Genomic DNA, 14572 nt, shown 5'->3' on the forward strand with positions numbered 1-14572 from the left:
GCCACACGGCGGATTTCGACCTTTTGGTGCTGTGTGACACGGGCGATTTGTGATGCCCTGGGGGGTAGCGCTCGCGGTTCGTCCCGCTGTGGTGAGGAGATGGTGGAATGACCGAGGGTCCCGTGGTCAGCACGCCCTACGGTGCCGTACGAGGCCGTTACGAGAACGGCCTCGCCGTCTTCCGCGGCATCCCCTATGCCGCCCCGCCCTTCGGCCCCCACCGCTTCCGGCCGCCCGTCCCTCCCGAGCCGTGGGACGGCGTACGCGACGCGGGCGCGTTCGGGCCCACGCCGCCCAAGCCGCCGTACTCCGAAGCCTTCGCGAAGCTGCTCTCCGACCCGGTCGTGCCGGGCGACGACATCCTCAACCTGAACGTGTGGACGCCCGAGCCCGGCCCCGGCGCCCGTCTTCCCGTCATGGTGTGGATCCACGGCGGGGCGCTGACCCGCGGCTCGTCGGCGGTACCGGTGTACGACGGCCGGACCTTCGCCCGTGACGGGCTGGTGTTCGTCTCCCTCAACTACCGCCTGGGCGTGGAGGGTTACGGCCTCTTCCCGGATACCCCCGCCAACCTGGGCCTGCGCGACCAGCTCGCGGCGCTGGAGTGGGTGCGCGACGCGATCGCGGAGTTCGGCGGCGATCCGGACCGCGTGACCGTCTTCGGCGAGTCCGCCGGCGCGATCAGCATCGGGGCACTGCTGGCGAGCCCGCGCGCCCAGGGCCTGTTCCGGCGGGCCGCGCTGCAGAGCGGGCCGCCCGAGGCGACGGAACGGGACAAGGTGCGGCGCCTGGTGCGGCGGATGGCCGCCCGGCTGAAGATCCCCGCGACCGCCGAGGCGTTCGCGGCCGTCGACCGGGCCGCTCTGGCCGAGGCGCAGGCCGAGGCCGGCCGCCGTGCGAGCCCGGTCCTCGGGGGTCCCGCCTTCGGCATCGTGGTCGACGGCGACCTCGTGCCGCGCGACCCGCTCGACGTGCTGCTGGAGGGCGGTACGGCCCGGGATGTCGACCTGCTGCTGGGCTGGACCAGCGAGGAGTACCGGCTGTGGCTCGCGCCCACCGGGCTCGTCGAGCGCATCGACCGGCTGGGCCCGGTCGCCCTGGCCGGCGCGATGGCCCGCTGCCACTGCGGCCCCGAGGTCCCGCGCGGCTACCGGCTGGCGCATCCCGACGCGGGCACCGCCGACCTGGTCGGCCAGCTGGTCACCGACCATCTGCTCCGCGTGCCGCTGCACCGCCTGGCGGACGCCCACCCGGCAGCCTCGTACGTCTACGAGTTCGCCTGGCCCTCCAACGTCCCCGGCCTCGGCGCCTGTCACGCCCTGGAGCTCGGCTTCGTCTTCGACACCGCCGACGTGCCCGAGGCCGTGAAGCTCGCGGGGCCCGGGGCGCCGCAGGCTCTCGCCGACGAGATGCACGCGGCGTGGGTGCGGTTCGCCGTCGAGGGGGATCCCGGGTGGCCGGTGTGGGATGCCAGTCATCCGGTACGGGTCTTCGGGGCCGGGGAACCCGCGGTCGTGCACGGGCCTCGGGATCGGGAACTCGCCCTGTGGGAGGCCGAGTTCACCACCTCGGAGGATGGTGCGGCCACCCCTGCCGATCAGAAGCCGCAGACGCCGCAGAAGCCGCATAAGCCGGGTGCGGCACCGTTGTCGGTCGTGCGGCGGCTTCGGCGGTCAGGGGGTACGCGGCGGGTGTGACGGCCGCGAGGTCCGCCCGCCCTCACAGGGCGCGGCTCCTCACAGGGAGCGGCCGGTTGTGCGGGGGCGGGCCGGTGGGAGCTGGTCGCGCAGTTCCCCGCGCCCCTGAAAGGCGGGGCTGCGCCCCCGCCTTTCGTCTTTGGGAGCGTGGGGAACTGCGCGACCGGCCCCCACGCGCCCGCAGGCGAACTCCGGCCGCGGCTCTCACCGCGCGATACCTCAGGCGCAGCCTCCTACCTGCCCGCCCAAGCCCGGGGACGGGTTTCCAACCCGCGCGATGCAGCAGAGTTGACCTTGTCCCGCCCTCGCGGTCGGGACCGGCGGGGAACACTGGAACCATGACTGAGACCGCCGGATTTGAGAATCCCGAATTCTGGAATTCCATGTACGACGACGAAACCGCGCCGTGGCTCATCGGTGAACCGCAGCCGGCGATCGCCGCGCTGGAACGCGAGGGGTGGATTCGCGGCCGGGTGCTCGAACCGGGATGCGGCTCCGGGGAACATACGATCCTTTTCACCAAGCTCGGTTACGAAGCGGTCGGTGTCGACCTCTCTCCCGGCGCGGTGACCTACGCCCGCCGCACAGCCGCCGAGAAGGGGGTGCCCAACGCCAGGTTCGAGGTCGCGAACATGCTCCGCCCGGACGATCACCCCGTGCTCACACCCGCGTTCGACACGATCGTGGACTGCGCGTTGTTCCATGGATTCGGCGCATACGGCCGGGACATCGGGGCCCATTTGGCCTATGCGAACGTTCTGCACAAGCTCTGCAATCCCGGCGGCCGGGTCCATATCCTGGCGCACGCCGATACCGAACCGGGTCTCAGTTCACAGATCGGCGACTCCGTGATCCGTGAATCCTTCGGTGACGGCTGGGAATTGGAAGATCTGCAGCCGGCCCGTTACCAGGGCCACATCACCGAGCAGATTTCCGAGGTGGCCGTAAAGGCCGGTCTGCCGGCCGGCGGACCGGTCGACCTCGCGGCGTGGCTTGTCCGAGTCCGCCGCCTCTGACGCCGAAGGAACAGCAGCGCGTGAACGTACTCGAAGACATCATTCACGGCGTGCTGGAGGACCTGGAGGCGCGCCGTGCCCACGTGTCCATCGACGCGCTGCAGGATCGCGCCGCCGCCATGGCACCGGCCCTCGACGCCCGTGACCTACGGACCCTGACGGTCGACCGCGCCGCGTTCACGAGGCTGGCCGGACGGATCCCGGACGGCGTGGTGCGTGTCGCCGAGTCGGGCATCAGGTCGGCCTCGGACGTCGCCGACTGCGCGGCGGCGGGCGCGGACGCCGTGCTGGTGGGCACCCTCCTGGTGACCGCGGATCAACCGGCTTCCGCGGTACGGGAGTTGACCTCGCCGAGGCCGGGCGGGCGGTCCTTCACCCACCGTCCGCGAGCTTGACGGTGAGCGCCGCCCAGGTGTCCAGCACTGCCGCCGCCGATCCGGAGTCGATGGCCTGCGCGCAGAGGTCCAGGTTCGCCGCGAGCCGTTCGCGTACGGGCTGGCGGCTCGGCTCCAGTGCCGCGAGCGCGGCGGCGGCCGACAGGAGTACGGCATCACGTACGGGTCCGTGTTCCCCCGCCAACACGGCGCGTGCCACGCCCGCGTTGTGCTCCGCGTCCCCGCCGCGCAGCTCGTCAGGGTGTGCGCGGCCGATGCCGAGGTCGAGCGGGTCGAGGGATTCCTGTGTCACCACGCCCTCGTGCACCGACCAGACAGTGGAGGTGGTGGTGACGGTCAGCTCATCGAGCCCGTCGTCCCCGTGGAAGACCAACGCGCTGCATCCCCTGCGCGCCAGCACCCCCGCGACCAGCGGGCCGGTTCGCGGATCGGCCACGCCCACCGCCTGTGCCGTCGGGAGCGCCGGATTGGTCAGTGGGCCCAGGATGTTGAACACGGTGGGCACACCCAACTCCCGGCGGGACGGCGCGATATGGCGCATGGTGGGGTGGAAGTTCGGTGCGAAGCAGAAGGTGATGCCGATCTGCTCGGCGATCTCCGCGATCTGCTTCGGCGGGAGTTCCAGGACGATGCCGAGCCGTTCGAGGACGTCGGCGGAGCCGCACGCCGACGAGGCCGAGCGGTTGCCGTGCTTGACGACCCGGGCTCCGGCGCCCGCCGCGACGATCGCGGCCATGGTGGAGATGTTGACGGTGTGCGCGCCGTCCCCGCCCGTACCGACGATGTCCACGGTGGGGCCCGCCACCTCCAGCGGCACGGCGTGCGCGTACATCGCCCGCACCAGCCCCGCGACCTCCTCCGCCGTCTCCCCCTTCGCCCGCAGGGCGACGACGAGCCCTGCCAGGCGGGCCGGACCGATCTCGCCGCGCATCATCAGGTCCATGGCCCACGAGGTGTCTTCCTCCGACAGGTTCTGGCTGTTGATCACCTTGGTCAGCACACCGGGCCAGTCCCGCTGCGTCGCCTGTCCAGTCATGGGAATCCCCTCAGGAGTCACCCCGCCACGGCCTGCCGGTCCGCGGCGATCGTGCACTCCAGTCTTGGACCGGCGGTGCGGCCGGAGCCAGACCAGTGGCGCTCGTCACCAGCGGTCCACTTCCGCACTCCTCGGCGGACGATGACGCATGGCACTGCAGCTGGCTTCCGTCGATGTCTCACGCGCCTCCCCACAGCCCCTGACCAGCCAGATCCAGGAAGCGATCAAACGGGAAATCACCCAGGGCGTCCTGCATCCCGGCACCCGGTTACCGTCCAGCCGCAGCCTGGCGGACGACCTGAGGGTCTCGCGCAGTGTGGTGGTGGAGGCGTACGGGCAGCTCATCGCCGAGGGCTACCTCGAAGCACTTCAGGGTTCGGGGACGCGGGTCGCCCATCACCTGGCCCCGGCGCCCGTGGTGTCCACCCTGCTGAACGAGGGGCTGGTGCCCACGGTCCGCTGGGATCTGCGTCCCGCGGGCACGGTGTCCGCCCACTTTCCGCACCGCGAATGGGCGGCCGCCTACCAGCGGGCCGTGCGGTCGGCGGGCCACAACGAGCTCGACTACCCGCCGTTGTCCGGCGTGGTGGCGCTGCGCGAGGAACTGGCCCGCTATCTCGGCCGGGTACGCGGGGTGCGCACCGCCGCCAGGGACATCATGGTGGTGCAGGGGTTCGCCCAGGGACTCGGGCTGCTGTGCGGCGCACTGGTGCAGACGGGCGTCGGGAGTATCGCCGTAGAAGTTCCGGGGCATCCACGACAGCGCCGGTTCATCGAGAAGACCGGCCTGACGCCGGTACCGATCCCCGTCGACTCCGAGGGCATCGAGGTGGGCGCGCTGACGCACAGCGGGGTGCGGGCGGTACTGGTGACACCCTTCCACCAGTACCCCACGGGAGTGACTCTGTCACCGCGCCGTCGGCAGGCCCTGGCCGACTGGGCCCGGCGGACCGGGGGCCTGGTCATCGAGGACGACTACGACGGGGACTTCTGGCTGGAGCGGCAGCCGCCTCCGCTCGCCTTCCAGCGCCTGGCGCCGGCCCAGGTCGCCTACGCGGGCACCGTGAGCAAGTCCTTGGTACCGGCGCTACGGCTCGGCTGGCTGGCGGTGCCGCCCTCGCTGCTGACCGCGTTGGAGCGCGTCCGCGCGGAACGGGACCTCGGCTCCGACGTACTGACTCAGCTGTCCTTCGCCGAACTGCTGCGCAGCGGCGCCTTCGACCGGCATCTGCGGCGGATGCGGGTCCGCTACCGGGAGCGCAGACTGGCTCTCGCGGAGGCCGTCGGCCGTCATCTTCCTGGCTCCTCGACCGTCGGTTCGGCGGCCGGCCTGCACGCCTTTGTGCGGCTTCCGCCGGGCACCGACGAAGCTCGGTTCGTGGCCGCCGCTCTCCGCCGTTCGGTCCTGGTGCGCGGGGCGGCCGAGTTCGGCACCCGTGATCGCAGGTGGTGCCCAGGTCTCGTGGTGGGCTACACCTCGCTCACGCCCACCGGGCTGCACGACGCGATGACCGAACTCGGCCGGTGCCTGCATCCGGACGGTGTGTCCGCAAGGCAACGTCATCGGGGCGTACTTGGGCCAGTGGCCTGGTGACTGTCAGTCAGCAGTGCGCCGTGTCAAGGAAGTTGCTGAACAGATCCAGTCCACCGGAAGTCGTGATGCTCTCCGGGTGGAACTGCACGCTCTCGACCGGCAGGGTGCGATGCCTCAGCCCCATCACATAGCCGTCGTCGAGGGAGCGGGCGGTCACCTCCAGTTCGGCGGGCAGCGGCTCGGACACCACCAGTGAGTGATAGCGGGTGACCGTCATGGACTGCGGCGCTCCGACGAAGATGCCCGCCCCGTCATGGTCCACCGTGCTGGTCCGGCCATGCATCAGATGGTCGGCGACCGCGATCCGGCCGCCGTACGCGAGGGCGATGGCCTGGTGGCCCAAGCACACCCCCAGCAGCGGCACTTCGCCCGCGAACCGGCCGACCAGTTCCACATGGCCGGAAGCGGCGGGGTGGCCGGGGCCCGGCCCGAGGATGACGGCGTCCGGCTGTCCCGCGGCGAGTTCGTCCAGCGTCCTGGTGCCCGAGCGCACCACCTGTGAGTCCACACCGAGTGAGCGCACGTATCGGTCGATGATGTACACGAAGCTGTCGTACGCGTCGATGATCAGTACGTTCACGCCGTCAGCTCCTCGCCCGTGAGGGCCCAGTAGGCGGCCCCCAGTTTCGCCAAGGTCTCGTCCCATTCGGCTTCCGGCTGTGATTCCGCCACGATTCCGGCCGAGCTCTGGGCCGAGTACCGCCGTCCGTCGTACGCGATCGTCCTGATGCACAGGGCGAGTTCACTCCATCCCCGTACGTCGATCAGGCCCACGGCACCCGCGTAGCTGCCCCGCGGCTCCCGCTCCAGTCCGGCGATGATCTCCATGGCTCGCACCTTGGGGGCTCCGCTCATGGTGCCGGCCGGGAAGGTGGCGCGCATGGTGTCCCAGACCGAGGCTTCGGGGGCCAGCCGGCCCGTCACCGTCGAGACGAGATGGAAGACGTGCGAGAAGCTCTCGACGGCCATCAGCTGGTCCACCGGCAGTGTTCCCGGCAGGCTCACCCTGCCGATGTCATTGCGGCACAGGTCGACCAGCATGATGTGCTCGGCCTGCTCCTTGGAGCTGGTCTGCATGGCCTTGATCCGGCGTAGGTTCTCCTCGTCGTCGGTGCCCCGGCGGGTGGTTCCGGCGATGGGGCGCATGGTGATCTCGCCGTTCCGTGTCCGGAAGAAGAGCTCTGGGCTGGCGCCGATCAACGTGGAGCCGGCGTACGGCACGAGATACATGTACGGAGACGGGTTCCGGTGGCTGAGCCGCCGGTAGACGTCCAAGGGCCGCAGATCGGATTCCACGTCGATCCGGTGACCGATCTGGATCTGATAGATGTCACCGGACCGGATGTGCGCCAGGCACTGCCGCGCCCAGGTCAGGAAGGTCTCGCGCGGTACGGAGTCCTCCACCGCTCGCGGCCTGGGCGCCGGGGGCAGCGGCGGGGGCCCGGCCATCCGGCCCGCCTGTCGGGCGAATTCCACCACGTCGACCGAGGAACGCCGCGGGAAGGCCTCGCCTTCGCCTTCGAGGTCGGCCCGCAACAGTCGGACCGCCCCGGACTCGGAATCGTACGAGACCGTGTCGCGGAAGAGGGTGAGTGTGAGGTCGGGGGTTCCGGTTCCCCCGGCTCGGGGTGGCAGTTTCTCCATGTGCCAGGCGGCTTCGTAGCCGAGCACGGCGAGGAAGCCGAAGGCGTACGACGAGGTCGGGACTTCGGTCCGCACATCGAAGAGGAGATTCGCGGACTCGAGCAACTGCCAGACCTGGCCGGAGTCGTCGATGGCGAAGCATACGGTGGACTCGCTGTCCGCGGCGGCCCCGGTTTCCCCGATTTCCCCGGTTTCCCCGGTTTCTGTGAGGCCGACGGCTCGCGCCCTGGTCACCAGGGATTTCAGGACAGTGGCGCAGCCATCGATGTCGATGTGGTCGGCGTATACGCGGATCTCGGCGAGCCTGCCCAGACCGACCACGGCCGGGCCGCGCTGTTCCTTGGGGCCACCGAGACCCTCCAGTACGAATACACCGTCCGCGCCCAACGCTTGGCGCAGCAGGGTGTAGAGGTCGAGCGGGGCATGGCGGGGAAGACCGACTTCGGTGAGCCGCACACGGATGGTGTCCGGGGCCGACGGGCCGACAGGGCGCGCACAGGCGGGCACAGAAACTCCTCAACGGATTTCGGCGGTCGGTGAGTCGAGCACGATTAGCCAAGCAGCGGGACTTGGCCGGTTCCAGACCACTTGCGCCTGACTGTTGCGGTCCACTGGGATTAGCCTTGCCTCGCGTTACGCCACCGGGATCTACTGTTCGATGATCCAGCTCTCCGTAGAACGTCAGGTTTGGCTCGAAGCTTTCCCAGCTCCGGAAAGAGACTGTTTTGAACGCCACGAACACACCGTCACATCAGCAACCGGAATGGCGCGACACGGTCACACTGAATTCTGTTCTCAAGGACCTGTCCGTGGCTACGCCGCTCGTTTTCGCTGCCGAATGCGACCGGTTGCGCGGCCATCTCGGGGAAGTGGCCAGAGGGAATGCTTTCCTGCTCCAGGGCGGCGACTGCGCCGAGACGTTCGCCGGTGTCACCGCCGACTCGATCCGAGCCAAGCTGGAAACGCTGTTACAAATGGCGCTCGTCCTCACCTACGCCGCCGCGATGCCCGTGGTCAAGGTCGGACGCATGGCCGGCCAGTACGCCAAGCCCCGGTCCAGTCCGGTGGAGTCCCGGGACGGGGTGACTCTTCCCGCGTACCGGGGTGACGCGGTGAACGGGGCCGGCTTCACCGCGGCGGCGCGCACTCCCGACCCGGAGCGGCTGCGCACGATGTACGAGAAGTCGGCGGTCACGCTCAACCTGGTGCGGGCGTTCGCCGAGGGCGGCGGCGCCGATCTCCGCCAAGCGCACGCGTGGAACCAGGGATTCGTGCGGATGTCGCCCTCGGGCTTCCGCTATGAGGTGCTGGCCAGGGAAATCGACCGGGCACTGTCCTTCATGGACGTCTGCGGTGTCGACGCCCGGGAGATGCACCGCACCGAGATCTTCACCAGCCATGAGGGGCTGTTGCTGGACTATGAGGCGGCGCTCACCCGGCCGGATCCGCCGACCGGCCGCACCTACGCCACCAGCGGCCATCTGCTGTGGCTGGGCGAACGAACGCGGCAACTCGACGGCCCGCACCTGGAGTTCTTCTCCCGGATCGCCAACCCGGTGGCCGTGAAGCTGGGCCCGTCGGCCACCCCCGACGAGGTCATCGGCTACGCCGAAGCCCTCGACCCGGACCGTGAACCGGGCCGCCTCACCTTCGTGGTCCGGATGGGAGCGTCACGAGTCCGTGATCTGCTGCCGGCCCTGGTGGAGAAGACCCTGGCCGAGGGACTTGAGGTCGGCTGGGTGTGCGACCCCATGCACGGCAACACCTTCACCGCTCCCGACGGGTACAAGACCCGCACCCTCGACACCGTCTTCGACGAGGTATGCGGCTTCTTCGAGGTGCACCGCTCGCTGGGGACGCACCCGGGCGGCATCCATGTCGAGCTCACGGGGGACGACGTCACCGAATGTGTGGGGGCCGATGTCGCCGTCGACCAGCTCGTGGAGCGGTACGAGACGGCGTGCGATCCGCGGCTCAATCGTTCCCAGTCCCTGTCCCTCGCGTTCCTCGTCGCCGAGATGTTCCGGGGCAGCGTGTCCGATCAGCGCGGCGGAGCTTGAGGGAATCGGCGTCAACACCACGCGAACGGGTGGCGTTTGCCGCACCGCAGCATTGAACGGCCGCCCTCCACCGCCTGGTTGGCAAGTCCGTCACAGGTCGTCGACCATTCGGGACGTGATCGGCCAGGCGATCCCCGACCCGCCGCGACCGGATACGCGGGGACGGGTGCCGCTCGCCCCCTGGGACCGATGCCGGAGCCCACGCGTCCGCGTGGTTTGCCCGCCGACCCGGCCGTCGGCATCCGAAGGTAACTAGCCTTCCGTGAAGTGATGGCGTTTATCCCCCGGAGGCTTGGATGTTGCAAAACATTGTTGTCGTAGGCGGCGGCACGAGTGGATGGATGACGGCATCCTATCTGAGCGCCGCATTCGGCGATCGCGTATCGATAACGCTGGTGGAATCGGCGCGGGTCGGCACGATCGGTGTCGGCGAGGCGACGTTCAGCACGGTGCGGCACTTCTTCGATTACCTGGGACTGCCGGAAGACAAGTGGATGCCCGCCTGCAACGCCACCTACAAACTCGGCATCCGGTTCGAGAACTGGCGGGAGCAGGGGCATCACTTCTACCATCCCTTCGAACGGCAGCGGGTGGTCGACGGATTCAACCTCACCGACTGGTGGCTGCGCGACCCCAGGTCCGAGCGTTTCGACAAGGACTGCTTCCTCATCGGCACGCTGTGCGACAACGAGAAGTCGCCCCGCCACCTCGACGGCTCACTGTTCGAGAAGGCGATATCCGAGAAGCGGCTCTACCGCACCACGCTGTCGGAACAGAACACCCAGTTCCCGTACGCCTACCACTTCGACGCCAGCCTGCTGGCCGACTTCCTGCGCGACTACGGCGTGGAGCGCGGGGTCAAGCACGTGGTGGACGACGTCGTCCATGTCGCTCAGGACGACCGCGGCTGGATCACCCACATCACCACCCGCAATCACGGTGACCTGGCCGGCGAGCTGTTCGTCGACTGCACGGGCTTCCGGAGTCTGCTGATGGGCGAGGCTCTGGACGAGCCGTTCGACTCCTACAAGGACACTCTGCCCAATGACCGTGCCGTGGCCCTGCGCGTACCGGTGGACACCGAGCGCACCGGGCTCCGGCCGTGCACCACGGCCACCGCTCAGGAGGCGGGCTGGATCTGGACCATCCCGCTGCTCGACCGCATCGGCACCGGCTATGTGTACGCCAGCGACTACACCAGCCCGGAGGAGGCCGAGAGTACGCTCCGTGAGTTCGTAGGGCCGGCGGCGGAGGACCTGGAGGCCAACCACATTCGTATGCGCATCGGCCGCAGTCGTCGGTCCTGGGTGCACAACTGCGTTGCCGTCGGCCTTTCCAGCGGTTTCGTCGAGCCGCTGGAGTCCACGGGCATCTTCTTCATTCAGCACGCGGTCGAACAACTGGTGAAGCACTTTCCGGCGTCCGACTGGGACGAGGGTCTGCGCAACTCCTACAACCAGGCCGTCAATCGCTGCATGGACGGCGTCCGGGAGTTCCTCGTACTCCACTACTACGCCGCGGCACGCGAGGACAACGACTACTGGCGGGACACGAAAACACGCAAGATCCCGGATGCGCTCGCCGAGCGGATCGAGCAGTGGCAGACGAAAATGCCCGCCACCGAGTCGATCTACCCGCATTACCACGGGTTCGAGCCCTACTCGTACGTGTGCATGCTCCTGGGACTGGGAGGCATCCCGCTCAAGCCGCTGCCCGCCCTGGAACTGCTGGACCCGTCCTCGGCCCATCGTGAATTCGACCTGGTCGCCGAGGAGGCCAGGCAGCTGGAGAGCACCTTGCCGAGCCAGTACGAGTACTTCTCACGGTTCCGCTGAGAGCGGCATCAAAAGAGGGCGACGCGCGAAGCGTCGCTGGTGACGCAGGGAGGTGTGCCGTGAACATCACCAGCCACGTCAATTCGAGAAGTTTCCGTTCCCTGATGGCCGGTTTCCCCACCGGCATCGCCGTCATCAGCACCACCGACACGGACGGCCGGCCCTGGGGCATGACCTGCTCGTCCGTGTGCGCCGTCTCGGTGGAACCGCCGACGCTGCTGGTCTGCGTCCGGGACGGGAGCCCGACCCTGGACGCCATGGTGCGGCGGGGCGCCTTCGCGGTGAACCTGCTGCACGGTGGCGCTCGCCCGACGGCGGAGTTGTTCGCCTCCGGCGCCCCCGACCGCTTCAACAGGGTTCGCTGGCAGCACGACGCACAGCGGGGTGGTCCGCACCTGGTCGAGGACGCTCACACCGTGGCCGACTGCCGCATCAGCCAGCGCCACCACGTCGGGGATCACACCGTGGTCTTCGGGGAGGTCTTCCAGGTCACCGACCACTGCGATCCCCATCCTCTGCTGTACGGGATGCGCCAGTACGCGGCCTGGCCTACGGGCTGACGCCCTCACCGAGAATCCAGGCGACGGCCGCCTCGGCGGCGGGTGCGTGCCATGCCCCGCCCTGCTCGGCGTCGAGCTCGACCAGCCGGTGATCGCAGGTCAGCGCCTTGTCCGCGGCACGAGAGGATTCCACGGAGACAGCTGACGGGCCCGCGCCGTGCACGATCAGTGTCGGCGCCGCGATGACGTCGAGCACCCCCTGCGGCTGCAGCCAGAACACTTCGTTGAGCAGGGCTCGGCCCAGCACGAAGGACGGCGTGTAGGGGAGCCGTCCCGTGGCCAGCAGTTCGCGCCCGGCCGACTCGTCGAGATAGTCACGCGACCATGTGGGCCGCGCGTCGACGAAGTGTTCCTTGTAGTCGATCAGTGGGTTGAACAGCACCAGCCGGGAGACCTCATCGCCGCGGCGGGCCGCGTAGCCTGCCGCGACGCCGCCGGTGAGGCCGGTGGCCACCAGAGTCAGCCGGGTGGCACCTACGTGCTCCCGCAGGTGATCCAGGCCCGAACTGATCACGTTGAGCAGCAGGGAGAGGCTCAAGTCCTCCTGCCTGCCCTCGCTTTCACCGTGGCCCGGCAGGTCGAAGCGAAGGCTCGCCACTCCCTCGGCGGCCAGTTCCCCGGACAGCAGCGTGAAGAACCCGTCCTGCTCACGGGTGGCGCCCTCGCCGTGGAGGAGGAGAACGGCGTGCTCGGGCTCGGCCCGAGGCGTGAGCAACGTACCCGCCAGGCGCAGCCCGTCGTGGGCTCGGACGGTGGTGCTCACCGCCGTAGTCGAAGGCGAGGTCGTCGAGGTCGAGGCCGTCGAAGGCGGGTTCTGGGAGGCCGGAGTCGTGGAGGGCGAGGCCGTCGAGGGCGGGGCCAAGGGGGTGGGCTCAGGCATGGCGAACTCCTGCTCGTTGCCGACTGGTGGGCGGCAAGTATTGCCGCGGCACTCGCGCCGCCGATTCGCGTACGCACGTTTCCGTTGTCTCGTGCGGTGTGAGGGTCCGCCAGGGACGGGGGCGGCGGCGTGTTGGCCGGACAACCCATTCATCGCCGGTGCGGCCTGGGGATGTGTGCGCATGGCCCCACTCGCCACGATGGGCGCCGGCCCGTTGAACGGACCCGAACATCCCCCATCGGTGAAGGAGTCCGGGTGTACGCACAGGATTTGCCAGGAGCCCGTCACTGGTCCGGTCAGGGGGCGAAGAGGATCACCGTCATCGGCGCCGGCCTCGCCGGGCTGGTCGCGGCCCATGAACTGGAACGGCTGGGGCACAGCGTGCAGGTGCTGGAGGCCCGGCTGGCGGTGGGCGGCAGGGTCCGTACGCATGTCTTCTCCGGACGGGCGAACGGGCCTCTCGTCGAGTTGGGTGCGATGCGCATCCCCGCCTCGCACCACCGCACCATGCAGTGGATCGACATCCTCGGCCTCAGTGACCGGGTCCGGCAGTTCCGCACACTGTTCTCCGACGATGCCAGCTACTTGGAGTCCCGGACCGGGCACCTGCGGGTTCGCGACGCTTCACCGACGCTGGTCAAGGCCTTCAGCGAGGGGCTGCCACCGGGCAGCGACTATCACGCGGAGACCGTCCTGTGCGCGGCGTGGCTGACCGCCAGCGTCAACGCGGTCGCGCCCGGAGCCTTCCGGCGTGATCTCCACACCGGCCTCAACGTCGAGTTGCTGGACCTGCTGGAGAACATCGACGTCCGCCCGTACATCGTGGCCAGCGGCGCCAACGAGCGGGTCGATCTCAACCGCTTCTTCGCCAACAACCCTGACTTCGCGCGGACCAGCGGGCTCAGGAACTTCTTCGACGACGTCATCGTCGAGACCTCTTCGGCGCTGTTCCGCCTGGACGGCGGGATGGACCAGATCGCGCAGCGACTGGCCGAGCGGCTGCGCGGACCCATCCTCCGTGGCCGCCGGGTGGTGGGCCTCCACGTACAGCGCGACGGAGTCCTGGTGGAAGTGCAGCGCGGACTGGCCACCGCTCCCCGGCGTTCCGACTACGTGCTGTGCACGGTGCCGTTCTCGGTGCTGCGCCGGATGCGGCTGAGCGGCATCGGCGACGACAAGGTCGCGATGATCCACGACATGCAGTACTGGCCGGCCACCAAGATCGCGGTGCACTGCCAGGAGGCGTTCTGGGAGCGCGACGGGATCAGCGGTGGGGGCTCGTTCACCGGAGGGCTGGTACGCCAGACCTACTACCCGCCGGTCGAGAGTGATCCTCGGCTGGGGGCCGCGCTGCTGGCCAGCTACACGCTCGGTCCGGACGCCGACGCGCTCGGCCGGGAACACCCGGACCGGCGGGTGGCGGTGGTGCTCGACGAACTCAGCGCCATTCACCCGGAGTTGAACAGCCCGGGCATGGTGCTGGACGTGGTGAGCCAGGCATGGGGCGAGGACCCGACCAGCATGGGTGCCGCGGCGGTGCGCTGGAGCAAGGACGCCGCCACGGCGGAGGAGGAGCGTGTGCTGGCGGCCAGGCCCGAGCGCACCCTGTTCTTCGCGGGCGATCACTGCTCGCCTCACCCGGCGTGGATCGAGGGCGCGATCGAATCCGGCATCGCGGCCGCGCAGGACGTCCACGCGGCCCTGCCCGTCGACCACCGCGTGCTGGCCACGGGATACCAGGGGCTGCCGGGCGGTTCCGCCTGAGTCCATCGGCCTTCCGGCTGAGTCCATCGGCCCTTCGGCCCCCGCGGCTGTTCAGTCCCTTGGCCGTATCGCTTTCTGACGCTCACTGAGG

12 protein-coding genes are annotated in these 14572 nt (G+C 69.3%); 8 read left to right on the forward strand and 4 right to left on the reverse strand.

Going from position 1 to position 14572, the window contains the following annotated elements:
* The first annotated feature begins 107 nt into the window (after nt 1-107).
* The 3 genes from OHA11_RS09235 (at nt 108) to OHA11_RS09245 (ending at nt 3108) form a co-directional block, all read left to right on the forward strand.
* Nucleotides 108-1697, forward strand: coding sequence for a carboxylesterase/lipase family protein (locus OHA11_RS09235; RefSeq protein ID WP_266493950.1), 1590 nt, complete (start codon nt 108-110; stop codon nt 1695-1697).
* A gap of 338 nt (nt 1698-2035) precedes the next feature.
* Entirely contained in the window at nt 2036-2713 is a 678-nt protein-coding gene (locus tag OHA11_RS09240; protein ID WP_266493953.1) for a class I SAM-dependent methyltransferase, read from the forward strand.
* Nucleotides 2714-2733: 20 nt separating this feature from the next.
* Nucleotides 2734-3108 (forward strand): hypothetical protein, encoded by a 375-nt coding sequence (locus OHA11_RS09245; protein WP_266493955.1) that lies wholly within the window; start codon nt 2734-2736, stop codon nt 3106-3108.
* Here the strand turns inward: OHA11_RS09245 and trpD are convergent.
* A complete protein-coding gene (gene trpD / locus OHA11_RS09250) occupies nt 3086-4144 on the reverse strand; it encodes an anthranilate phosphoribosyltransferase (RefSeq protein WP_266493957.1) in 1059 nt (352 codons plus the stop codon). The genes OHA11_RS09245 and trpD overlap by 23 nt on opposite strands.
* Before the next feature lie 148 nt (nt 4145-4292).
* Here trpD and OHA11_RS09255 point away from each other — a divergent pair, with 148 nt between their 5' ends.
* Entirely contained in the window at nt 4293-5738 is a 1446-nt protein-coding gene (locus tag OHA11_RS09255) for a PLP-dependent aminotransferase family protein (RefSeq protein ID WP_266493959.1), read from the forward strand.
* Between the two features lie 7 nt (nt 5739-5745).
* Here OHA11_RS09255 and OHA11_RS09260 read toward each other — a convergent pair whose 3' ends face one another.
* Entirely contained in the window at nt 5746-6318 is a 573-nt protein-coding gene (locus tag OHA11_RS09260; protein ID WP_266493961.1) for an aminodeoxychorismate/anthranilate synthase component II, read from the reverse strand.
* The gene (locus OHA11_RS09265; protein ID WP_266493962.1) at nt 6315-7838 is read right to left on the reverse strand and encodes an anthranilate synthase component I family protein; all 1524 of its coding nucleotides are present in this window, start codon (nt 7836-7838) and stop codon (nt 6315-6317) included. The genes OHA11_RS09260 and OHA11_RS09265 overlap by 4 nt, the downstream gene beginning before the upstream one ends.
* Before the next feature lie 269 nt (nt 7839-8107).
* Between OHA11_RS09265 and OHA11_RS09270 the strand changes: the two genes are divergently transcribed.
* From OHA11_RS09270 to OHA11_RS09280, 3 genes are all read left to right on the forward strand, one after another.
* On the forward strand, nt 8108-9442 hold the full coding sequence (locus OHA11_RS09270; protein ID WP_266493964.1) for a class II 3-deoxy-7-phosphoheptulonate synthase: 1335 nt from the start codon (nt 8108-8110) through the stop codon (nt 9440-9442).
* Nucleotides 9443-9738: 296 nt separating this feature from the next.
* The gene (locus OHA11_RS09275; RefSeq protein ID WP_266493966.1) at nt 9739-11277 is read left to right on the forward strand and encodes a tryptophan halogenase family protein; all 1539 of its coding nucleotides are present in this window, start codon (nt 9739-9741) and stop codon (nt 11275-11277) included.
* A gap of 59 nt (nt 11278-11336) precedes the next feature.
* Nucleotides 11337-11837 carry a flavin reductase family protein gene (locus OHA11_RS09280; protein ID WP_266493968.1) on the forward strand — a complete coding sequence of 167 codons (501 nt, stop codon included), beginning with the start codon at nt 11337-11339 and terminating at the stop codon, nt 11835-11837.
* Here the strand turns inward: OHA11_RS09280 and OHA11_RS09285 are convergent.
* Entirely contained in the window at nt 11827-12717 is an 891-nt protein-coding gene (locus OHA11_RS09285) for an alpha/beta hydrolase (protein ID WP_266493970.1), read from the reverse strand. The genes OHA11_RS09280 and OHA11_RS09285 overlap by 11 nt on opposite strands.
* Before the next feature lie 255 nt (nt 12718-12972).
* On the opposite strand from OHA11_RS09285, the gene OHA11_RS09290 reads away from it, so the two are divergent.
* A complete protein-coding gene (locus tag OHA11_RS09290; protein WP_266493971.1) occupies nt 12973-14481 on the forward strand; it encodes an NAD(P)/FAD-dependent oxidoreductase in 1509 nt (502 codons plus the stop codon).
* Nucleotides 14482-14572 lie beyond the last annotated feature (91 nt).

Source organism: Streptomyces sp. NBC_00878 (assembly GCF_026341515.1).
GTDB lineage: Bacteria > Actinomycetota > Actinomycetes > Streptomycetales > Streptomycetaceae > Streptomyces.